18 protein-coding genes and 1 rRNA gene are annotated in these 21,818 nt (G+C 74.3%); 12 read left to right on the top strand and 7 right to left on the bottom strand.

All coding sequences use genetic code 11. The features are described from left to right. The first annotated feature begins 30 nt into the window (after positions 1 to 30). From F8568_RS30510 to F8568_RS30495, 4 genes are all read left to right on the top strand, one after another. Positions 31 to 294, top strand: a complete 264-nt coding sequence (locus tag F8568_RS30510) for a ubiquitin carboxyl-terminal hydrolase 14 (RefSeq protein WP_151597155.1) — start codon at positions 31 to 33, stop codon at positions 292 to 294. 28 nt (positions 295 to 322) lie between these two features. Continuing rightward, a complete protein-coding gene (locus F8568_RS30505) occupies positions 323 to 1,909 on the top strand; it encodes an MFS transporter (RefSeq protein WP_151597154.1) in 1,587 nt (528 codons plus the stop codon). 72 nt (positions 1,910 to 1,981) lie between these two features. Further along, a complete protein-coding gene (locus tag F8568_RS30500; RefSeq protein WP_151597153.1) occupies positions 1,982 to 2,854 on the top strand; it encodes a LysR family transcriptional regulator in 873 nt (290 codons plus the stop codon). A 66-nt stretch (positions 2,855 to 2,920) separates the two neighbouring features. Then, entirely contained in the window at positions 2,921 to 4,513 is a 1,593-nt protein-coding gene (locus tag F8568_RS30495) for a Na+/H+ antiporter (RefSeq protein ID WP_151597152.1), read from the top strand. A gap of 214 nt (positions 4,514 to 4,727) precedes the next feature. Here F8568_RS30495 and F8568_RS30490 read toward each other — a convergent pair whose 3' ends face one another. Further along, a complete protein-coding gene (locus F8568_RS30490; RefSeq protein ID WP_151597151.1) occupies positions 4,728 to 5,639 on the bottom strand; it encodes an Lrp/AsnC family transcriptional regulator in 912 nt (303 codons plus the stop codon). A 707-nt stretch (positions 5,640 to 6,346) separates the two neighbouring features. On the opposite strand from F8568_RS30490, the gene F8568_RS30485 reads away from it, so the two are divergent. The 6 genes from F8568_RS30485 (at position 6,347) to F8568_RS30460 (ending at position 13,110) form a co-directional block, all read left to right on the top strand. Continuing rightward, complete coding sequence (locus F8568_RS30485; protein WP_151597150.1) at positions 6,347 to 7,783, top strand: GuaB1 family IMP dehydrogenase-related protein; 1,437 nt, start codon at positions 6,347 to 6,349, stop codon at positions 7,781 to 7,783. A gap of 135 nt (positions 7,784 to 7,918) precedes the next feature. Continuing rightward, the gene (locus F8568_RS30480) at positions 7,919 to 9,229 is read left to right on the top strand and encodes an LCP family protein (protein WP_151597149.1); all 1,311 of its coding nucleotides are present in this window, start codon (positions 7,919 to 7,921) and stop codon (positions 9,227 to 9,229) included. A gap of 111 nt (positions 9,230 to 9,340) precedes the next feature. After that, positions 9,341 to 10,870 carry an LCP family protein gene (locus tag F8568_RS30475; RefSeq protein ID WP_151597148.1) on the top strand — a complete coding sequence of 510 codons (1,530 nt, stop codon included), beginning with the start codon at positions 9,341 to 9,343 and terminating at the stop codon, positions 10,868 to 10,870. A 78-nt stretch (positions 10,871 to 10,948) separates the two neighbouring features. Continuing rightward, complete coding sequence (locus tag F8568_RS30470) at positions 10,949 to 11,398, top strand: DUF4157 domain-containing protein (protein WP_151597147.1); 450 nt, start codon at positions 10,949 to 10,951, stop codon at positions 11,396 to 11,398. 81 nt (positions 11,399 to 11,479) lie between these two features. Further along, positions 11,480 to 12,547 carry an enolase C-terminal domain-like protein gene (locus F8568_RS30465; protein ID WP_202125547.1) on the top strand — a complete coding sequence of 356 codons (1,068 nt, stop codon included), beginning with the start codon at positions 11,480 to 11,482 and terminating at the stop codon, positions 12,545 to 12,547. Further along, positions 12,547 to 13,110, top strand: a complete 564-nt coding sequence (locus tag F8568_RS30460) for an AAA family ATPase (RefSeq protein ID WP_151597145.1) — start codon at positions 12,547 to 12,549, stop codon at positions 13,108 to 13,110. Before F8568_RS30465 ends, F8568_RS30460 begins: the two co-directional genes overlap by 1 nt. A 112-nt stretch (positions 13,111 to 13,222) precedes the next feature. On the opposite strand, the gene F8568_RS30455 is transcribed toward F8568_RS30460, so the two are convergent. The 5 genes from F8568_RS30455 to F8568_RS30435 all read right to left on the bottom strand — a co-directional run bounded on the left by F8568_RS30455 (position 13,223) and on the right by F8568_RS30435 (position 20,243). After that, positions 13,223 to 13,423 carry a hypothetical protein gene (locus F8568_RS30455; protein WP_151597144.1) on the bottom strand — a complete coding sequence of 67 codons (201 nt, stop codon included), beginning with the start codon at positions 13,421 to 13,423 and terminating at the stop codon, positions 13,223 to 13,225. Positions 13,424 to 13,590: 167 nt separating this feature from the next. After that, a complete protein-coding gene (locus F8568_RS30450; RefSeq protein ID WP_151597143.1) occupies positions 13,591 to 14,745 on the bottom strand; it encodes an acyl-CoA dehydrogenase family protein in 1,155 nt (384 codons plus the stop codon). After that, positions 14,742 to 16,715, bottom strand: coding sequence for an acetyl/propionyl/methylcrotonyl-CoA carboxylase subunit alpha (locus tag F8568_RS30445; RefSeq protein WP_151597142.1), 1,974 nt, complete (start codon positions 16,713 to 16,715; stop codon positions 14,742 to 14,744). The genes F8568_RS30450 and F8568_RS30445 overlap by 4 nt, the downstream gene beginning before the upstream one ends. Before the next feature lie 7 nt (positions 16,716 to 16,722). Beyond that, the gene (locus F8568_RS30440; protein ID WP_151597141.1) at positions 16,723 to 18,315 is read right to left on the bottom strand and encodes an acyl-CoA carboxylase subunit beta; all 1,593 of its coding nucleotides are present in this window, start codon (positions 18,313 to 18,315) and stop codon (positions 16,723 to 16,725) included. After that, complete coding sequence (locus tag F8568_RS30435; RefSeq protein ID WP_151597140.1) at positions 18,312 to 20,243, bottom strand: acyclic terpene utilization AtuA family protein; 1,932 nt, start codon at positions 20,241 to 20,243, stop codon at positions 18,312 to 18,314. Before F8568_RS30435 ends, F8568_RS30440 begins: the two co-directional genes overlap by 4 nt. Before the next feature lie 102 nt (positions 20,244 to 20,345). Here F8568_RS30435 and F8568_RS30430 point away from each other — a divergent pair, with 102 nt between their 5' ends. Both F8568_RS30430 and F8568_RS30425 read left to right on the top strand, forming a co-directional pair. Then, positions 20,346 to 20,957: a TetR/AcrR family transcriptional regulator gene (locus F8568_RS30430; RefSeq protein ID WP_151597139.1), complete on the top strand. Its 612-nt coding sequence runs from the start codon at positions 20,346 to 20,348 to the stop codon at positions 20,955 to 20,957. A 137-nt stretch (positions 20,958 to 21,094) separates the two neighbouring features. Then, positions 21,095 to 21,400: a YciI family protein gene (locus F8568_RS30425; protein ID WP_151597138.1), complete on the top strand. Its 306-nt coding sequence runs from the start codon at positions 21,095 to 21,097 to the stop codon at positions 21,398 to 21,400. A 103-nt stretch (positions 21,401 to 21,503) separates the two neighbouring features. On the opposite strand, the gene rrf is transcribed toward F8568_RS30425, so the two are convergent. Continuing rightward, positions 21,504 to 21,620: ribosomal RNA gene (gene rrf, locus F8568_RS30420) — 5S ribosomal RNA — on the bottom strand. Positions 21,621 to 21,818 lie beyond the last annotated feature (198 nt).

Genomic DNA, 21,818 nt, shown 5'->3' with positions numbered 1-21,818 from the left:
CCCTGAGGACGGGCATGGCACGATGCCCGTATGGCCACTTGTGAGCACGTGCGGTCCGTCCCGGTGGAGGACCCGGCGCCGAACACCCCGCAGGGCTGCCAGGAGTGCCTGGAACAGGGCACCCGGTGGGTGCACTTGCGGCTCTGCCTGAGCTGCGGCCACGTCGGCTGCTGCGACTCCTCCCCCATGCGGCACGCCACGGCGCACTACCAGAAGGAAGGGCACCCGATCGTCCGGTCGTTCGAGCCGGGCGAGGACTGGCGCTGGTGCTTCGCCGACGAGCAGATCGTCTGATGCCGGCGGGACCGGGCGGGAGGTCCTGATGCCGGACGTTCGGCTGGGCACGGGGCCGGGCCGCTGGATCCTGCTGGCGACCGTCCTCGGGTCGAGCGTGGCGCTGCTGGACTCGACCGTGGTGAACGTCGCCCTGCCGAGGCTCGCGCGGGACCTGCACGCCGACATCGCGGGGCTGCAGTGGACGGTCAACGCCTACACCCTCACCCTCGCCGGGTTCATCCTGCTCGGCGGGTCGCTCGGGGACCGGTACGGCCGCCGCCGGATCTTCCTGATCGGCGTGGTCTGGTTCACGGCGGCGTCGGTGCTGTGCGGGCTCGCGCTGAACATCGAGATGCTGGTGCTCTCGCGGGCGCTGCAGGGCATCGGCGGCGCGCTGCTCACCCCCGGCTCGCTGTCGATCCTCCAGGCGTCGTTCGCGGCCGACGACCGGCCGCGCGCGGTCGGCGCCTGGTCCGGGCTCGGCGGCGTCGCCGGGGCGGCCGGCCCGTTCGCCGGCGGCTGGCTGGTGGAGGCGGCGGGCTGGCGGTGGGTGTTCCTGCTCAACGTGCCGCTCGCCGCGGTCGTGGTGCTCGTCGCCGTCCGGCACGTCCCGGAGAGCGTCGACCCGGACGCCCGCGGCCGCTTCGACGTGCCGGGCGCCGCGCTGGCCGCGCTGGCGCTGGCGGGGACGACGTACGCGCTGACCGAGGCGCCGGGCGGCCGGACCCCGGCGGCCCTGATCGGGGCGGCCGCGGTGGCCGGCGTCGCGGCGGCGGTGGGGTTCGTCCTGGTGGAACGGGCGCGGGGGCGGGGCCGGCGGCTGTTCGGCGGGCGCGCCGCACGCGGCGGGCGCGAGGTGCCGCAGCCGATGCTGCCGCTGGGCGTGTTCGCCTCCCGGCAGTTCTCCGCCGTCAACGTCGTCACGTTCCTCATGTACGGCGGGATGGGCGTGCTGTTCTTCCTGTTCGTGCTGAACCTGCAGGTCGTAGGCGGATTCTCGCCGATCGCGGCGGGCACCGCGCTGCTGCCCCTCACGGGACTGCTGCTGCTGTTGTCGGCGCGGGCGGGCGCGTTCGCGCAGAAGGTCGGCCCCCGGCTGCCGATGACGGTGGGGCTGGTCGTCGCCGCGATCGGGATGCTGCTGGTCGCCCGGATCGGCAAGGACTCCTCCTACGTCCGGGACGTGCTGCCCGCCGTGGTCGTGTTCGGGCTCGGGCTGTCGGCGGTCGTCGCGCCGCTGACCGCCACCGTGCTGGCGACGGCGGACGTGCGGCACGCGGGGGTGGCCAGCGGCGTCAACAACGCGGTCGCGCGCGCGGCCGGGCTGCTCGCGGTCGCGGCGATCCCGCCGCTCGCCGGGCTGACCGGCGACGCCTACAAAGACCCGGCCCTCTTCTCGCACGGCTTCCGCGTCGCCATGACGGCCTGCGCGGCGCTGCTGGCGGCGGGCGCCGTCCTGACGTTCCTGACCGTGTCCCGCGACGCGCTGCGCGCGCCGACCGGCGAGCAGGTCGAACCGGAGTGCCGGAGGCACTGCTCGGTCGGCGCCCCGCAGCTGCAGCCCGAACCGGAGACCGTCCCCGCCGCCTCCTCCCCGCCGGACGGCCCGGGGGCGGCACCGGCGCGGTCGTGACCGCCCGGCCGTTCTCGGTCCGATTCCGGCTATGTCCAGGACCCGAGCGGTTCGTTGTCATACGGTCGTGGCATGAATCTGCGGCAGCTGCGCTACGTCGTGGCGACCGCCGACCACGGCACGATGACGTCGGCGGCCCAGGCCCTCTTCGTCGCGCAGCCCGCGCTGTCGCGAGCCGTCCGCGAGCTGGAGCGCGAGCTCGGCGTCGAGCTGTTCGCCCGCTCCGGCCGCGGCGTGGTCCTCACCCCCGTCGGCGAGCGGGTGGTGCGGGAGGCGCGGGCGGCGCTGGACGCCGTGGACGCGATCGAGGGGATGTCGGCGGCCCGGTCCGACGGGCGCGGCGCCGAGCTGCGCGTCGCCACCACCCCGTCGCTCGAGCCGGAGCTGACCGGGCGGCTGCTCCCCCGGTTCGCCCGCGAGCAGCCGGCGGTGCGGGTCCGGGTGGTGCGCTGCGCGGGCCGCGACGAGGCCGCCGGCCTGCTGCGGGCCGGGCGCGCCGACCTCGCCCTCACCGACCTTCCGGTGCCCGGCGACCTGACCGCGCACCCGTTCGAGCAGCGCGAGATGGTGCTGGTCTCGCCGCCCGCGCTGCAGCTGCGCGAGCCGGTGCCGCCCGCCGCGCTGGACGGCATGCGGCTGGTGCTCCCGGCCCGGGGCGGCGCCAGGCGCGCGGAGGTCGAGGCGGTGCTGCGGCGGGCCGGCGCGCGGCCGGTGCCGGTCGCGGAGTCCGACGAGCGGGGCGCCTGGCTGGGCTGGGTGCGCGCCGGGCTCGGATCGCTGCTGTGGTACCGCAACCAGCTGGAGGACACCGACGGGCTCGCCGTCCGGTCGTTCATGCCGCCGATCACCCGGCTGGTGGGGCTGGTGCACGCGCACCGGCGGCTCCCGCCGTCCGCCCGCGACTTCCTGGCGTTCGCGAAGGACGATGCGCGCGAACCCCGCTGAGCCGCCCGCCCGGACGGGCCGTCCGCCGGGTTCGGAGGGGCCGGCCGGCCGTGCCATGATCTGCGCGTGGAGACGACGCACGCACTCTGGCTGCTGGCCGTGCCGGTCGGCGCGCTGGCGGTGGCCGCGGCCGCGCGCCGCGCCGGGACGCCGGCGCCGCTGGTCCTGGTGATCGCGGGGCTGCTGTTCTCGTTCGTGCCGGGCGTGCCGGAGTTCGAGCTGGACCCCGAGTTCGTCCTGTACGTCTTCCTGCCGCCGCTGCTGTTCTCCGCGGCGTGGCAGAGCTCGTACGCCGGCCTGCGGGAGAACGCCTGGTCGATCGGGCTGCTGTCGGTCGGGCTGGTGCTGTTCACCACGTTCGCGGTCGGGTACGCGGCGCACCTGCTCGTCCCGGGCCTGCCGCTGCCGGCGGCGTTCGTGCTCGGCGCGATCGTCGGGCCGCCGGACGCGGTCGCGGCGGTCAGCGTGGCGCAGCGGCTCGGGCTCCCCCGCCGCACGGTGACGGTCCTGGTCGGGGAGAGCCTGTTCAACGACGCGACGGCGCTGACCGCGTTCCGGGTCGCGGTGATCGCGGCGACGGGCGCCGGGTTCACACTGGCGGACGGGGTGTGGCGGTTCCTGTTCGCGGCGGCGGCGGGCGCGGCGGTCGGGCTGCTGCTCGGGCCGCCGCTGCACTGGCTGCGGACCCGCATGAACGACCCGCTGGTGGAGAACGGGGTCGCGGTGCTCGCGCCGTTCGCCGCGTACCTGATCGCCGAGAGCGTGCACGCCTCCGGGGTGATCGCGGTGGTGGTCAGCGGGATCTACCTCGGCCACCGGTTCACCGAGTCGGCGCCGGTCACCCGGCTGATCGGGCACTCGTTCTGGAAGGTCGTCGTCTTCGTCCTGGAGTCGGTGGTGTTCCTGCTGATCGGGCTGCAGCTGCCGCCCGTGGTGAACGGGCTGTCCGGGCGCGGCTGGCCGGAGCCGGCCTGGTGGGCCGCGGCGCTCTTCGCGGTGACGGTCGCGGCCCGGTTCGTCTGGGTCTTCCCCGCGTCCCGGCTGCCGCGGCTGCTGTCGCGCCGGGAGCGCGCCCGCGAGGACGTCGGATGGCGCGGCGCGACCGTCGTCTCGTGGGCGGGCATGCGCGGGGTGGTGTCGCTCGCGGCGGCGTTCGCGATCCCGTTCGAGGCGTCGGGCGCCCCCTTCCCCGGCCGCGACCTGATCATCTTCTTCACGTTCACGACCGTGCTCGGCACGCTGCTGGTGCAGGGGCTGACGTTCCCGGCGCTGATCCGGGCGCTCGGCGTCGGCAGCGAGCGGGAGCGCTACACCGACACGGTGGCCGAGGCGGGCGCGCAGCACGCGGCGGCGAACGCGGCGCTGGAGCGGCTGGAGGAGCTGACCGCGGCCGAGGAGCTCGACGAGGCGGTCGTGCAGCGGCTGCGGCAGCTGGCCGAGCACCGGCAGCTGCGGGCGTGGGAGCGGCTCGGCGGGGGGACGGGCCCGCAGGGCGAGGAGGTGCCGACGGCCACCTACCGGCGGCTGCGGCGCGAGATGCTGGCGGCGGAGCGGCGGGTGTTCGTGCGGATGCGCGACGAGCGCCGGATCGACGACGAGGTGCTGAACCGGGTCCTGCACGAGCTGGACCTCGAGGAGGTCGCGCTGAGCCGCGACTGACCGGGGTCCGGCACAGAGCGCCGGCGGAGTGCCGGACCCCGGTCAGTCGGTACTTGCCGGGGAGTCTGAGGGGTCGTCCCCTCAGGTGGACACTGACCGGTGAGTCGAGGGGGCGTCCCCTCGGGTGGGCACTGGCGGTGCTCCGGCATGGAGTGCCGGAGCCCGGGCCGGCGCCGCCGGGGCGCCGGAGATCGGCGCCCTCGGCGGCTCTCCTTCACGCCCCGTTGAGGGGCCGCTCGGGGAGTTCGACGGCGTAGGACTCCTTCACCACGTCCAGGTGGTGCCAGGACTCCCGTACCGTCACGCCCGGCACGCACCGGATCGCGTCCAGGACGGCGACCAGCTCCGCGCGGGAGGCGGCCTCGGCCTGGCCGACGATGTCGTAGCGGCCGAACCCGGTCGCCAGGTAGCGGACGCCGTCCTGCGCGGCGACCGCCTCGGCGACCTTGCGGAGCCCGCCGGTCACGACGAGCCCGAATCCGCCGAGCTCGGCGGCGCCGAGGGCGAGCGGGTCGGCGAGCCCGGTGACCTGGATGACCCCGGTGCGCATCAGCCGCACGACGCGGGCCCGGGTGGCGGCCTGCGACAGCCCGATGATGTGGGCGAGCCGGGTGTAGGGGGCGCGCCCGTCGCGCTGCAGCTCCTGGAGCAGCCGCCAGTCGATGTCGTCGAGGGTGACCTCGCCGAGCTCCCGCACCACCGCGTGGGTGTCGCGGACGGTGGAGACCGAGCGGAAGACCTCCGCCGAGCGCACGCCGGGGACGGACCGCAGCCGGTCCACCTCGGCCGCGAGCGCGGCGTCGTCGCGGGTGCGCACCTGCGCGACCAGGTCGTGCGGGCCCGCGGTCAGCGCGGCGAAGCTGACCGCCGGACGGTCGGCGACGGCGTCCGCGACCTCGCGGGCCGAGCCCTCCACCGTGACCGAGACGTGCCCGATCGCCTCCGCGCCGACGACGGCGGCGTGCACGATGCCGACGACGCGCACGACGCCGGTCTCGAGAAGGCTCTGCACCCGTGCCCGCACGGCCGTGCGGGAAAGCCCGACGCGGTCGGCGAGCGCCTGGAACGTCGCCCTGCCATCCCGCTGGAGCTCGCGGACGAGCACGGCGTCGACCGCATCCAGCACGGCTGTCCTCCTCGACATGTGATGAATCGTTCTGCTGGCAACTGCAAGATCATTCCATTTCAGGACGGTATGACGTCAAATTTTGATCTTGCTCGTGTTCGCCCCGCCCGATGACCATGGAAGCGTCGGCCGCCGGTCGCGGGCGGCGCCGTTTCCGACGCCGCGCCGACCGGTCCGGGAGCGCAACGCGGCCCGGGCCGGCCCGCGCACGGGCGCGTGGCGGAGCCGGGGGCGGGCGCGCGGGGTGGCGATGGTCACTCCCGGGGGGACGGTGCGGGCGCGGCGGCCCGCGGCGCGGACGGGTGCGGCTGACCGGGCTCGAGTGCGTGACCTGCATTGCGCCTTCTCCCGGTCTTCTGATGTGCGCGCCCCTACGGCGGGTCGGCCGTCCGCGTGACGCACATGTAAGAAAAGTGCATCGAGGGCGCAGTTACGTCAAGAGGTAACTTTACAGAGAGCCAAGCCCCACGTTGCACGCTTTTCAGCCTCGTCCGCGAAGACACTTCCGTTGCGCCTGGAAGGGGCCCGGCACAGCGCGGGAGATCACCCGGACGATCCCCGGGGACACACGACCATCACCCCCGGTCACGGGCTCGCCCGGCCCGCCGGCGGGGCCGGGCGGGCGCTTGGCGGGAGCACCGCCGGGTATGGATGACAATGTACGGTGGCCCAGCCGCTCTGATCCCCGATTGGTGTGTAGTACAGCCGTGCGCCTGCTGAACGGTGAGCGTTCCGCTCACGATCTCACCTACAACGACGTCTTCATGGTCCCGCGCCGCTCCGCGGTCGGGTCCCGCCTGGAGGTGGACCTGTCCACGGTCGACGGGAGCGGGACGACCTTGCCGCTGGTCGTGGCGAACATGACGGCGGTGTCCGGCCGCCGGATGGCCGAGACCGTCGCCCGCCGGGGCGGCGTCGCGGTGATCCCGCAGGACATCCCGGTCGAGGTCGTCTCGGAGGTCATCGGCTGGGTGAAGGGCCGGGACCTGGTGGTGGACACCGCCATCCGGCTGGACCCGGGCAGCACCGCGGGCGAGGCGCTGGCGCTGCTGCCCAAGCGCGCGCACGGCGCCGTGATCGTGGTGGAGGACGACCGGCCGGTCGGCGTGGTGACCGAGGCCGACTGCCAGAGCGTCGACCGGTTCGCCCAGCTGCGCGACATCATGTCGCGCGACCTGGTGACGCTGCCGCACGGCGTCGACCCGCGCGAGGCGTTCAACCGGCTGCACGAGCGCGGGCACCGGCTCGCGCCCGTGGTGGACACCGACGGCCGCCTCACCGGCGTGCTCACCCGCACCGGCGCGCTGCGCGCCACGCTGTACAAGCCCGCGGTGGACGCGGCGGGGCGGCTGCGGATCGCCGCGGCGGTCGGCGTGAACGGGGACGTGGCGGGCAAGGCGAAGGCGCTGCTGGAGGCGGGCGCCGACCTGCTCGTGGTCGACACCGCGCACGGCCACCAGGAGAAGATGATCAGCGCGCTGGCGGCGGTGCGGGGCCTGGACCCGTCGGTGCCGGTGGTGGCGGGCAACGTGGTGACCGCCGAGGGCACCCGCGACCTGATCGAGGCGGGCGCCGACATCGTCAAGGTCGGCGTCGGCCCCGGCGCGATGTGCACCACCCGGATGATGACCGGCGTCGGTCGGCCGCAGTTCTCCGCCGTGCTGGAGTGCGCCGCCGAGGCGCGCCGGCTCGGCCGGCACGTGTGGGCGGACGGCGGCGTCCGGCATCCGCGCGACGTCGCGCTCGCGCTCGCCGCGGGGGCGGCGAACGTGATGGTGGGCTCCTGGTTCGCCGGCACCTTCGAGTCGCCGGGCGACCTGCAGCACGCCGCCGACGGCCGGATGTACAAGGAGAGCTTCGGCATGGCGTCGGCGCGGGCCGTCCGGCTGCGCACCGCCGAGGACTCGCCGTTCGACCGGGCCCGCAAGGCGCTGTTCGAGGAGGGCATCTCCACCTCGCGGATGTATCTGGACCCGCGCCGCCCCGGCGTCGAGGACCTGATCGACTCGATCGTGGCGGGGCTGCGCAGCTCCTGCACCTACGCGGGCGCGCGCACGCTCGAGGAGTTCCACGAGCGGGCCACCGTCGGGATCCAGAGCTCGTCCGGCTACGCCGAGGGCATGCCGCTGTCCACCAGCTGGTGACCCGCCGCTGACCCGTCCCGGACGCCGGATTTACGCGACACGCCCCCGGATCGGGCTCCCGATCACCCCGTCGGCCTGCACGCTCTTGGTGCGGGGCGGGGATGCGGGGTCCGCCGCCCCGGAGGGGGCGACAGCATGGTCGACGGGGATCCGGCCGGCGGTCCGGCCGAGGCGGGCGGCCCGGGCGCGGGGCGGACCGGGAGCGAGCGTGCCGGCGCCGGGCGCGGGCGGGCGCCGCTGCGGCTCGCGCAGGCGCTGCTGATCGCGGCCGTGTCGCCGCTGGTGCCGGGGATCGCGCACCTGCGCGCCGGGCGGGTCCGGCTCGGCGGGACGCTGCTCGGCCTCCAGGCGGCGGCGCTGACCGCGGCGGCGCTCGCCGCCGGGCGGTACCGTGCGCTGTTCCTGGAGCTGTCGGCGCGGCCGCCCTGGCTGCTGGCGCTGGTGGCGGCCTGCGTGGCCCTGGCGGCGCTGTGGGCGCTGCTGATCGGCCACTCCTACGCGGTGCTGGCGCCGGAGGGGCTCGCCCCGCTGTGGCGGCTGGCCGGCGGCACCACCGTCGCGGTGCTGTGCCTGCTGGTGATCGTGCCGCCGCTGAGCCTCGCCCAGTTCGGCTACGTGCAGCGGCACCTGATCCGCACGGTCTTCGCGGACGGGCCGGTGGCGCCCGCCGCCGTCCGGCTCGCCGCCCGGCAGGGGGGCGCGGCGCGGTGGCCGGGCGCGCCGCGCCTCAACGTGCTGCTCATCGGCGCCGCCCCGGACGCAGCGCGCGACCCCGACCCGGCGCGGGACGTCGACCGCGTCGGCGACGTCACCCTGGCCTCGGTCGACGTCCGGTCCGGCGACACGACCCTGCTGGCACTGCCGGCCGGGCTGCGCCGCGTCCCGGTGTGGTCGGGCGCGGAGCCGGTCCCGTTCCCACCGGGGCGCCCGCTCGCCGACGTCTACCGGGAGGGCGCCGCGCACCCCGAGCTGCTCGCCGGCGGCGGGCCCGTCCGGGACCCGGGCGCGGAGCTGCTGAAGCGGACGGTCGCCCACATGCTCGGCCAGGACGTCCCCTACTACGTGAAGGTGGACGCGAGCGGGGTCCGCGCACTCTCCGGAACGGGCGCTCCCACCGCACCTGCCAAGAAAGGCTGCCCTTTTTGGGCAAAACTTCGGGAAACCGAGCCATTGGCGGTGCTGAAGCGATACCAGCGGCTCGCCCGGGTTTTCATCAATTCGGTAAACACGGACGTGCCCCGCCGGCTGCTCCCGGCGCTCGCCGGGCCGGCCGCCAAGATCGAGGACGCCGAGATCACGAGCCTGCGACCAGCGGCGGGAGCGGCGGCGGCGCCGCGCGCCGGCCAGGTCGCGCTGCGCGTCCTCGCCGCCCGCGCGCCCGGCGCCCCGGTCCCGGCCGCCCGCCCCGTGACCGGATTGCCTATCCTGAGCGTGAGCTGCAACTGATCGACGTCGCGCTCGCATGCGGTCGACTCCCACGCAACCTTTGTCCGGTTCTGCGCGTCCATAATGTGAGCCGGGGGCTTAATTCACCATGGGTGGGGGACGGAGCGTTACATGTCGAGTCCATCGCCGGGCCGGCGCGTCCCGGAAGAGGACGTGGACCGTTCCCCGGACGGCGCGGGCGGCCTGCCCCGCGCGCTCGCGCTGACCCTGGCGTCGGCGCTCGTCTGGGGCGTCGCGCACCTCGCCGCGGGCCGGCGGGTGGCCGGCGGGCTCCTGCTCGGCCTGTGGGTCGTGGTCGCGGCGACCGTCGCGGTCACCGTCACCGTCTACCGCTCCAGCCTCGTCCACCTCGCCGTCCGGCCGGACGAGCTGCAGACCCTCGCGGCCGGGATCGTCGTGCTCGGGATCGTGTGGATCGCCGTGGTGATCCGCTCCTACCTGGTGCTGAGCCCCGCCCGGCGGTCGATCAGCGCCCGGACGCTCGGGGCCGCCGCCGTCGCGGTGATGTGCTTCGCCGTCGCGGTGCCGGTGGCGTGGGGCGCGCACAGCACCTACGTCTACCGGGACGCGCTGACCAGCATCTTCCGCACCGGCAGCCAGAACGGCCGGCACATCGACACCTCCGACCCGTGGGAGGGGCAGCCCCGGGTGAACATCCTGCTGCTCGGCGGCGACGCGGCCGCCGACCGGACCGGCGTGCGCACCGACAGCATGACGCTCGCCAGCGTCGACACCAAGACCGGCGACACCGTGCTGCTGAGCCTGCCGCGCAACCTGGAGAAGTTCCCGATGCCGCCCGGCCCGGCCCGCGACCGGTTCCCCTACGGCTTCACCGGCGACGGCCCGGAGAACCCGGGGCTGCTGAACGAGGTGTACGAGTACGCCGAGAACCACCCGGACGTGGTGCCGGGCGTGCCGAAGAACCGGCGCGGGCCCGAGCTGCTGAAGGCCACCATCGCCGGCATCCTCGGGCAGCGCGTCGACTACTACATCCTGGTCGACATGTTCGGCTTCGCCGACATCGTGGACGCGATGGGCGGCGTCAAGATCAGGGTCACCCAGCCCATCCCGTACGGGCTGGACGGGCAGGTGCTGCAGCCCGGCTACCGGACGCTGAAGGGCAAGGAGGCGCTCTGGTACGGGCGGTCCCGCACCGACAGCGACGACTACGTGCGGATGGGCCGGCAGAAGTGCCTGATGCGGGCGATCGCCCAGCAGGCCGACCCGCAGACCGTGCTGACCAGCTTCGACAAGCTCGCCGCGGCGGCCAAGCGGACGCTGTCCACCGACCTCCCGCAGGAGCTGCTGCCCGCGCTGATCAAGCTGTCCGGCAAGGTCAAGGACGGCGCGCAGATCAGCAGCCTGCAGTTCGTCCCGCCGCTGATCAACTCCGGGAACCCGGACTTCGCGCTGATCCGCAGGCTGGCCGCCAAGGCCGTCGGCCCCGAGCAGGCGCACGCGAGCACCTCCGCGAGCCCGTCGCCGACCGGGTCGTCCGACCTCGCGGCGAACGGCTCGCCGGGCGCGACGCCGAGCGCGGGCGCGTCGGACGGCGCGTCGCCCGGGGCGCCGCCGAGCCCGACGGGGTCGCCGGCGCGGGAGAGCAAGCCGACGTCCCTCGCGGCGACCTGCCCGTCCTGATCCCGCCGCGCGAAACGGCGCCCTGCCGGCGCCACTGAGGGGGTCGCACGGCGGCGGCCGTGGCTTCACACTGGCCGTGTGAAGCCCGCTCACCGTGTCCGTTCCGCCGTCAACATCGTCAACCTGTCGACGCCGCTCGGTCTTGCGCTGGCGGTGGCGGCGACGCGCCGCACCGGCGGCGGCCCGCGGCTGCGGAGCGCCGGGAACGGCGTGCTGGTGGCGGGCGGCTACCGGCCGCCGGTGCCGGTGGCGACGGCCTTCACCGTCGGCAACGTGATCCTGTTCCGCGGCGAGGCGTCCGGCCTGCTGGCGGACCCGCGGCTGCTGCGGCACGAGGCCCGGCATTCCACCCAGTACGCGTGGTGCCTCGGCGTCGTCATGATCCCCCTCTATCTCGCGTGCGCGGGCGTGTCGATGGCGCTGTGCGGCGACTGGGCGTCCTTCAACCCGTTCGAGCGGCTCGCGGGCCTGGCCGACGGCGGCTACGAGCGGCGCCCGCTGCGCCCGTTCCTGCGCGGACGCCGCTGAACTCCCGCCCGTCCGGTGTTCAGGCAGGTCCCGGGAGGGGGGATCATTGAAGGGAGAACACTCCCGACCACGAGAGGGCGGATGCGGGTGCCCCGGATCCTTGGCTGCGACGCCTTCCGCGTCGCGATGCCGCGCGGGCGGCGGCCGGAGAGCATTCTCGTCCGGCTCTCCGGCGGCGACGGCGCGGCGGGCTGGGGCGAGATGGCCGTCCCGACCGGGACCGCGAACCCCGGGCCCGGGTGGGCCGACATCGAGACGCGGATGGCGCCGGCGCTGATCGGGCTGGACTGGGACCGTCCCGAGGACGTGCGCGCCGCCGCCGACCTCGGCGCGAACGAGGCGGCCGCGGCGATCGACGTCGCCTGCTGGGACCTGTGGTGCCGCGAGCGGGGCCTGCCGCTCGCGCACGCGCTCGGCGGGACGCGGACGTCCATCGTCACCGGCGCCCGGCTCGGCCCCGAGCCGCTGCTGGACACGGTCGCGGCGCGCGCCAACAAGGCGGTGGGCGCGGGCCACACCCGGGTCACGCTGCCGGTCCGGCCGGGCTGGGACGTCGAGCCCGTCCGGGCCCTGCGGGAGGCCTACCCGGCGCTGGCGCTCGTCGCGGACGCGGGCCACGCCTACACCGACTCCCCCGAGCACATGGCGGTGCTGGAGGCGCTGGACGCCTACGGGCCGGTGGCGATCGAGCGGCCGTTCGCCGCCGGCGACCTCGCCGCGCACGCCCGGCTGCAGCTGCAGGTCGGCGCGGCGGTCGCGCCCGCCGTCGGCGACCTGGAGACCCTGGACGCGGCGATCGCGCTGGAGGCGGGCCGCGCGCTGCACCTGCGGCTGGACCGGCTCGGCGGGCTGACGGCGGCGCGCAGCGCCCACGACCTGGCGTACGCGGCGGGCTGGGACGTGTGGTGCAGCGGGTCCGGCGCGTTCGGCGTCGGGCAGGCGGCTGCGGTGGCGCTGGCGGCGCTGCCGGGCTGCACGCTGCCGAGCGACGTGTCGGATCCGGCGGGCGGCCCGGTGTTCGTGACACCGCCGGTCCGCTCGTCCGGCGGGGTCGTCGGGGTGCCGCTGACCCAGCCGGGCCTCGGCCACGAGATCGACGAGGCGCGCATCGGGCGGCTCGCGACCCGCCGGATGCGGCTGCCGGCCTGATGCCCGCGGCCGTCTGGATCGTGGCGGGCCCGCCCGGCGGCGGCAAGTCGACGGTGTGCGACCTGCTGCTGGCGCGGCTGCGCCCGGTGCCGGCGCTGCTCGACAAGGACACGCTGTTCGGCTCGTTCGTCGCGGCGACGCTGGCCGCGCACGGCCGCGACCCCGGTGAGCGCGAGGGCCCCTGGTACGACGAGCACGTCAAGCGGCACGAGTACGCGGGCCTCACCGCGGCGGCGCGGGAGGTCCGCGGGCACGGCTGCCCGGTGCTGCTGAGCGCGCCGTTCACCGGGCAGATCCGCTCCCCCGCCCGCTGGGCGGATTGGGTGGAGGCGCTGGGCGGCCCGGACGTGCGGCTGCTGTGGATCCGCACGGACGCCGCCACGCTCCGGCACCGCCTGGAGCGGCGCGGGCTGCCCCGCGACGCGGGGAAGCTGGCCGGGTTCGACGCCTTCGTCGCGCGGATGCGCCCGGAGGAGCCGCCTCCCGTCCCGCACACGGCCCTCGACAACCGGCTGGCGGCGCCGCGCTCGCTGGAGTCGCAGCTGGACGCGCTGCTCGCGTGAAGGCCGCGCGGCTGCCGGAACCGGCCGCACACGCACCGGCCACTGTGCCGGTCACCGTGCCGGCCGCGCCCGGGACGGACGAGCGCGGCGGGCACGGCGGACGTCGCGAACGTCAGCCGTTGATGTTGATGTTGATGTTCGTGTTGTCGTTGTCGCCGCAGTGGTGGTGGCCGCCCCCGGCGATGGCCGCGGGCGCGGCGGAAGACGCGGCGGACGCGGTGGACGCCGATGCGGCCGTGGAGAGGCCGATGAAGCCGGCCAGCAGGGCGGCGACGGTCAGGACCAAGGCAGAGAGAAACTTGCGCATGATCATCCCTTTCGTTCGTTATGCGGTGGTCGCCCCGCGATGGTCCCCATGGCGATACTCTCTGTAACTCTCTCATCGCCATAAGTGGGCAAAGGCGCACGGGCCCCTGACCTGCGTCGGGGTCCGTGCGCCTCCCTGCTGTCGCCCTGCGCCCGGCGTGCGGCGCGGCGGTGTCAGTACGACTTGGGCAGCCCCAGCGAGTGCTGCGCGACGAAGTTGAGGATCATCTCGCGGCTGACCGGCGCGATCCGCATCAGCCGGACGACGCCCGCCAGCATCCCGACGCCGTACTCGGTGGTGAGGCCGTTGCCGCCGTGGGTCTGGATGGCCTGGTCGACGCAGTGGATCGCGGCCTCGGCGGTGGCGTACTTCGCCATGTTCGCGGCCTCGCCGGCGCCCATGTCGTCGCCCTCGTCGTACAGCCAGGCGGCCTTCTGCCCCATCAGCCGGGCCAGCTCCAGCTCGATCTTGGCGGCGGCGAGCGGGTGCGCGAGGCCCTGGTGCGCGCCGATCGGCGTCCTGAACACCTGCCGGTCCTTGGCGTAGGAGATCGCCTTGCCGAGCGAGAGCCGGCCGATCCCGGCGCCCATCGCCGCCGCCATGATCCGCTCGGGGTTGAGACCGGCGAACAGCTGCAGCAGGCCGCCGTCCTCGTCGCCGACGAGCGCGTCGTAGGGCAGCCGGACGTCGTCGAGGTGGCAGATGAACTGCTTCTCCGGCGACACGATCTCCATGTCGATCGGCGTGCGGGTGAAGCCCTCGGTACCGGTCGGGACGATGAACAGCGACGGCCGCAGGTTGCCCTTCTGGTCCTCGGTGCGGCTGACGAACAGCACCGCGTCGGCCTCGTCCACCCCGGAGATGAACGTCTTCTGCCCGTTCAGCACCCAGCCGTCGCCGTCGCGGCGCGCGGTGGTGGTGATGCGGTGCGAGTTCGACCCGGCGTCCGGCTCGGTGATCGCGAACGCCATCTTCACCGACCCGTCGGCGAACCTCGGCAGCCAGTGCCGCTTCTGCGCCTCGGTGCCGGACCGGGCGATGATCGTCGCGCAGATCGCCGGGGAGACGACCATCAGCAGCAGCGGGCAGCCCGCCGCGGCGAGCTCCTCGCAGACGGCGGCGAGGTCGCCGATGCCGCCCCCGCCGCCGCCGTACTCCTCCGGCACGTTGACGCCGAGGTAGCCGAGCCGCCCGGCCTCGGCCCACAGCTCGTCGGTCTTCTCGCCCGCCCGCGCCTTCTCGATGTAGTACGACGAGCCGTACTCCGCGCCCAGCTCGGCGACGGCCGCGCGCAGCGCCCGCCGCTCCTCGGTCTCGACGAAGCTCATTCGGGGGTTCCCTCCACGGAGATGACGGCGAGGACGGCGCCGGACTCGACCTGCCGTCCGGCCTCGACGTTCAGTTCGGCGACGGTCCCGGCGGCGGGGGCGGCGATGCGGTGCTCCATCTTCATCGCCTCCAGGACGACGAGGGTCTGCCCCTCGGCGACGGCCGCGCCGGGCCCGGTCTCGACCCGGACGACCGTCCCGGGCATGGGGGCGAGCAGGGAGCCGGGCGCGACCTGCGCGCTCGGGTCGGTGAAGCGCGGCAGCGCCCGCAGCGCGACGGGGCCGAGCCGGGAGTCGACGAACACGGCGTCCCCGGCGGCGGCGACGGCGACGGTGAACGTCTCGCGCAGCCCGTCCCGGTCGAGGACGACGCGGTCCGGCTCCGCGCTCACCAGCGCGGTGCCGGGGCACAGCGCGCTGACCAGGCCGTCGCGGCCGAGGACGTAGTCGACGTCGATCGTGCCGTGCGGACCGTCGAACGAGCGGCGCTGCGGCTGCGAGCGGACGTTGCGCCACCCGGACGGCAGCCCGCCGAGCACCGGCGCGGACGCGCGGGCCCGCGCTGCGGCGGCGAGCGCGGCGGCCAGCGCCGACACCGCGGCGGTCTCCTCGTCGGCGAGCGGGGCGGCCAAAACGTCCAGGCCGATCCGGTCGAGGTAGCCGGTGTCGGTGTCGCCGGCGAGGAACGCCGGCTCCTCCAGGATCCGCACGAGCAGGTCGCGGTTGGTGGTCACGCCGTGGAGGCGGGCGCCGCGCAGCGCGGCCGCGAGTCGGCGGGCCGCCGCCGCGCGGGTCGGCGCCCACGCGATCACCTTGGCGAGCATCGGGTCGTAGTGGACGCCGATCTCACCGCCGCTCGACACGCCGCTGTCGAGCCGCAGCCCGAAGGACGGGGGCGCGGCGAACTCCGCGTCGACGCCGGGCACCTCGAAGGTGTGCAGGGTGCCGCTCGCGGGACGCCAGTCCTGCGCGGGGTCCTCGGCGTACAGGCGGACCTCGATCGCGTGCCCGACCCGCTCCACGCCGCCGTCGGGGAGCGCGGCGCCCTCGGCGCACTCGATCTGCATGCGCACGAGGTCCACCCCGTACACGCATTCGGTGACCGGGTGCTCGACCTGCAGGCGAGTGTTGACCTCCAGGAAGTAGAACCGGCCATCCGGCGCGAGCATGAACTCGACGGTCCCCGCGCCGACGTACCCGATGGCGCGGGCGGCGCTCTCCGCGGCCCCGCACAGCGCGTCGCGCAGGCCGTCGCCGACGGCCGGCGACGGCGCCTCCTCGATGATCTTCTGGTGGCGGCGCTGGACGGAGCACTCCCGCTCGCCGAGGGCGGCGACGGTGCCGTGCGCGTCCGCGATGATCTGCACCTCGATGTGGCGGGCGTTCTCCAGCAGCGGCTCGCAGAACACGGTCGGGTCGCCGAACGCCGACTCGGCCTCGCGGCGCGCGCCGGCGACCGCGTCCGCCAGCTCGTCGAGCGCGCGGACGATCCGCATGCCGCGCCCGCCGCCGCCCGCGGACGCCTTCACCAGCAGCGGCAGGTCAGCGGCGGTGACCTGCGCGGGGTCCAGTTCCGGCAGCACCGGGACCCCGGCCGCCGCCATCAGCTTCTTCGCCTCGATCTTCGAGCCCATCGCGGCGATCGCGGCGGGCGGCGGCCCGATCCAGGTCAGGCCCGCGTCGAGGACGGCCTGCGCGAACGCGGCGTTCTCCGACAGGAACCCGTAGCCGGGATGGAGGGCGTCGGCACCCGTCCGGCGCGCCGCGTCCACCACCTTCCCGGCCGCGAGGTAGGTCTCGGCGGGCGACGCGCCGGGCAGCCGCACCGCCGCGCCGGCCTCGCGGACGTAGGGCGCGTCCGCGTCGGGGTCGGAGTGGACGGCGACGGTCCCGATGCCGAGGTCCCGGCAGGCGCGGAAGACCCGGCGGGCGATCTCGCCGCGGTTGGCGACCAGCACAGTCTTGATCATCTGTGACTCACATCCGGAAGACGCCGAAGCCGTCGGCTCCGCGCACGGGCGCGTTGTGGACAGCGGACAGGCACAGGCCGAGGACGGTGCGGGTGTCGCGCGGGTCGATCACCCCGTCGTCGTAGAGCCGGCCGGACAGGAAGAACGGCAGCGACTCCGCCTCGATCTGCGCCTCGACCAGCTCGCGCATCGCGCGGTCCTGCTCCTCGTCGTAGGCCTGGCCGCGGGCCGCCGCGGCCTGCCGCGCCACGATCGACAGCACGCCCGCGAGCTGCTGCGGGCCCATCACCGCCGACTTCGCGCTCGGCCAGGTGAACAGGAACCGCGGGTCGTACGCCCGGCCGCACATACCGTAGTTGCCGGCGCCGTAGGAGGCGCCCATCACGATGGTGATGTGCGGGACCTTGCTGTTCGCCACCGCGTTGATCATCAGGGCGCCGTGCTTGATGATCCCGGCCTGCTCGTACTCCTTGCCGACCATATAGCCGGTCGTGTTGTGCAGGAACAGCAGCGGCGTGTCCGCCTGGTTCGCGAGCTGGATGAACTGCGCCGCCTTCTGCGATTCCGCGCCGAACAGCACGCCCTGCGCGTTGGCGAGGATCCCGACCGGGTAGCCGTGGATCCGCGTCCAGCCGGTGACCAGGCTCGTCCCGTACAGCGGCTTGAACTCGTCGAACCGCGAGCCGTCCGCGATCCGCGCGATCACCTCGCGCGGGTCGAACGGGATCTTCAGGTCCTCCGGGACGATCCCCGCCAGCTCCTCGGCGTCGTACCGCGGCTCCTCGACGGGGCCGGGCGCGGGGCCGAGCCTGCGGTGGTTGAGGTTCTTGACGATCTGCCGGCCGATGCGCAGCGCGTCCGCCTCGTCCGCGGCCATGTAGTCGGCGAGGCCGGACGTGCGGGCGTGCATCTCGGCGCCGCCCAGTTCCTCGTCGTCGGCCTCCTCGCCGGTCGCCATCTTCACCAGCGGCGGCCCGCCGAGGAACACCTTCGCGCGCTCCTTGACCATCACGACGTGGTCGCACATCCCCGGGATGTACGCGCCGCCGGCGGTGGAGTTGCCGAACACCAGCGCGACTGTCGGGATCCCGGCGGCCGACAGCCGGGTCAGGTCACGGAACATCCGGCCGCCCGGGATGAAGATCTCCTTCTGCGTCGGCAGGTCCGCGCCGCCCGACTCGACCAGGTTGATGACCGGGAGCCGGTTCTCCAGCGCGATGTCGGACGCGCGGAAGCTCTTCTTCACCGTCCACGGATTGCTGGACCCGCCCCGCACCGTCGGGTCGTTCGCGACGATCACGCATTCGACGCCCTCGACGACGCCGATGCCGGTGACGACGCTCGCGCCGACCGGGAAGTCGCTGCCCCAGGCAGCGAGCGGGCTAAGCTCCAGGAACGGCGAGTCGGGATCGAGCAGCAGCTCGATGCGCTCGCGGACAGGCAGCTTGCCGCGTCGGCGGTGCCGGGTAACGTACTTCTCGCCGCCTCCTTCGAGGGCCTTGGCGTGCTCGGCGTCCAGCGCCGCCAGCTTCTCCAGCATGGCGGCGCGCCGCTCCCGGTACTCGGCACCGCCGGTGTCGAGCGTGCTCTTGAGGGTCAACGGACTCCCTCCGGGTTCTGGGTGGTCTCCGCGGCCGGGTCCCCGGTCCGGGCCTGCGGCTCCTCGTCACCGTCCGGCGGGCCGAGGACGGCCTCGGGGACGTCGGCGAGGCGGGACCGCAGCCACTCCCCCAGTGCCTTGCCCTGCGGGTCGAACCGCGTCGAGGCCGACACGCCCTCCTGCAGCAGGCCCTCGACGACGAAGTTGACGGCCCGCAGGTTGGGCAGGACGTACCGCCGGACGCGGTGGTCGCGGGTCTCGGGCATCAGCTCGTGCAGCCGCTCGACGCTGAGGAAGGGCTCCAGCCACCGCCACTGCGCGTCCGTCCTGGCCCAGACACCGATGTTGGCGTCCCCGCCCTTGTCTCCGCTTCGGGCACCCGCGACCCGCCCCAAGGGAACCCGCACGATCCTCCCTGTTTCCCCGGATTCCCCGGGCTCCCCGGGGAATCCGGGGAACCGCGTTTCACCGGGTTCCCTGGTTTCCCCGGCGGGCGGTGTGGCCGGGTTGTCCACAGAACGCGGTTCCACTTCCGCGCCCCGACCTGGGGGTTGGACACTGGAAGTGGGGTCGCCCCCCTGGGCGGGCGGGGGCTGCGTCCCAGGCGTTTCAACCGCGGGGATCGCCACCCTGCCGCCGTCCGGCAGAACGGCGACGTGCTCCACCTCCCCGCTGGGCACGAACGCCGGCCGGTACACCCCGTACGGGCTGCCCTTGCCGGGCGGCGAGGTCATCGTGAACCCGGGGTATCCGGCCAGCGCCAGCTCCACGACCGCCCCGCTGAACCTCCGCCCCACCTTCTCCGGGTCCGGGTCAAGGACGGCGCAGCGCAACAAGGAGGTCGCCTCGCCCTGCGTCGCGGGGTCGGGCGCGGCACCGCCGATGTGCGTCCACTCGACGCGGGCGGGCGGCGCGTCACCGAACGCGGCCTCGAGCTGGGCCCGCGCGAACGCCGCCTTGGCCTCGATGCCCAGCCCGGTGAGGACGAACGTCATCTCGTTGCGATGGCCGCCGAGGTGGTTCAGGCACACCTTCGTCTCGGCGGGCGGCGGCGCCCCCTCGACCCCGCTGATCCGCACCCGGTCGGGCCCGTCCTCCGCCAGCCGGACGGTGTCGAAGCGCGCGATGACGTCCGGGCCGGCGTAGGCGGGCGCGCCGATCTCGTACAGCAGCTGCGCCGTGACGGTCTCGACGGTCACGGCGCCGCCGGTCCCCGGATGCTTGGTGATCACACTGGAGCCGTCGGTGTGCACCTCGGCGAGCGGAAAGCCCAGTAGCTTTACGTTGTAGATTTCTTCGAAGAAGGCGAAGTTGCCGCCCGTCGCCTGCGCGCCGCATTCCAGGACGTGCCCGGCGACGGTGGCTCCGGCCAGCGCGTCCCAGTCGTCGCGCGCCCACCCGAAATGCGCGGCGGCCGGGCCCACGACCAGCGACGCGTCGGTCACCCGTCCGGTGACCACCACGTCCGCGCCGGCCCGCAGGCACTCGGCGATGCCCCACGCCCCAAGGTAGGCGTTGGCGGTGAGCGGGTCGCCGTACCGCGGGTCGGACAGCCCCAGCTCACCGGCGCGCGGCAGCAGGTCGTCGCCCTCGACGTGCGCGATCCGCACCTCCACGCCGAGCCGCCCGGCCAGCTCGCGGAGCCGCTCGGCGAGCCCGCGCGGATTCAGCCCGCCGGCATTGGTGACGATCTTGACGCCGCGCTCGGCGGCGAGCCCGAGGGACTCCTCCATCTGCCGCAGGAAGGTGGACGCGTACCCGCCGCCCGGGTCCTTCAGCCGGCTTCGCCCCAGGATCAGCATCGTCAGCTCGGCCAGGTAGTCGCCGGTGAGGACGTCCAGGGGACCGCCCTCCAGCATCTCCCGCACCGCGCTGAAACGGTCGCCGTAGAAACCCGAGGCGTTGCCGATCCGCAACGGTCGACTCATGGCCAGCACCCTGCCAGCCCGCACCGAAAAAATCAATCGCGCTTGATTGTTTTCTGCGGGCGGGGTTTGGTTGACTGGAGGGCCACCCGAGCCGAGGAAGAGATGACCACGCAGGCGATCCCCCGTGAACCGCAGCAGGACCGCAGCCGCGCGACCAGGCGACGCCTCCTGGAGGCAGCCGTCGACTGCCTCGCCTCCATGGGCTGGGCCGGCACCACGGTCGCCACCGTCGCCGAACGCGCCGGGGTGTCGCGCGGCGCCGCCCAGCACCACTTCCGGACCCGGGAGGAACTGGTCACCGCGGCGGTCGAGTACGGCTCCGAGGTGCGGATGGCGCAGATGCGCGAGCACCTGGACGCGCTCGCCGACCGGCGGCCGTCCACCCTCGACGTGGTCGCCCTGCTCGGCGAGATGTACACCACGCCGCTGTTCCGCGCCGCGCTCCAGCTGTGGGTCGCCGCCAGCTCCGACGAGCAGCTCCGCGCGCGGGTCCTGCCGCTCGAGGCGCGGGTCGGCCGCGAGGCCCACCGCCTCACGGTCGAGGCACTCGGCGCGGACGAGTCGGTCCCCGGCGTCCGCGAGACCGTGCAGGCCACCCTCGACCTCGTCCGCGGCCTCGGCCTCGCCGACCTGCTCACCGACGACTCGGCCCGCCGCACCCGGCTGCTGCGCCAGTGGGCCGCGACCCTCGACATGGCTCTGTCCGCACACTGACCCCCTGCGGACCACACGGCCGGCTCAGGTGCATCTCCCGTACGAGCGGCCGCGCCGCCACGTCCGCGAAGTCGACCACCTCGATGCCCGCTGAAAGACTGGACTCACCACGCCGGACGACCATGGAAAGGGCGGGAATGCTGCATCTGCTGAGGCTGGAGTACACCGAGTCGGAGGAGGCCGCCGGACCCTTCGTCAAAGACCACGTGGCGTTCCTCGACCGGCACCACGCCGCCGGCATCTTCCTCGTCTCCGGGCAGACGGTCCCATCCGACCAGGGCGGCCTCATCATCGCCGCAGGCGTCGACCGCGCCACCGCCGAGAAGATCGCGGCCGACGACCCGTTCGTACGCGCCGGAGTCGGCCGCTACACGGTCACCACGATCGTCCCCGGCCGCGCCCACCCCAGCCTCACCGAACTGCTCGCACCGGACGGCCCCTGACGGGCGGCGCGTTCCGCGATCGCCTGCGCCACGTCCGTCGGCTTCTCGCCCCGCCGAAATGCGAAAAGGCCCCGCCTTTCGGCGGGGCTTTTTCGCAATATGTGTCCGGCGGTGTCCTACTCTCCCACACAGTCTCCCATGCAGTACCATCGGCGCTGAAGGGCTTAACTTCCGGGTTCGGAATGGGACCGGGTGTTTCCCCTCCGCCATGACCACCGAACGCCTCACGCACCACCCTAACTAAGGAGTGGGCAAACTCGACGTCCCGAGCAGCCGGCTCGAGAATCTTCACTTATCAAACGGGTTCCCGGTTGCTTCCTGGGAACCACACAGGGACGCGAACACTCCACACAACAGCGAGATGCTTTGAACGTTCAGTGTGTTCAAGCCACTCGGCCTATTAGTACCGGTCAACTCC

It is taken from the genome of Actinomadura physcomitrii (assembly GCF_008923205.2).
Taxonomy (GTDB): domain Bacteria; phylum Actinomycetota; class Actinomycetes; order Streptosporangiales; family Streptosporangiaceae; genus Spirillospora; species Spirillospora physcomitrii.
The sequence above is the reverse complement of the archived record's forward strand: the minus strand, read 5'-3'. Positions and strand labels throughout refer to the sequence as shown.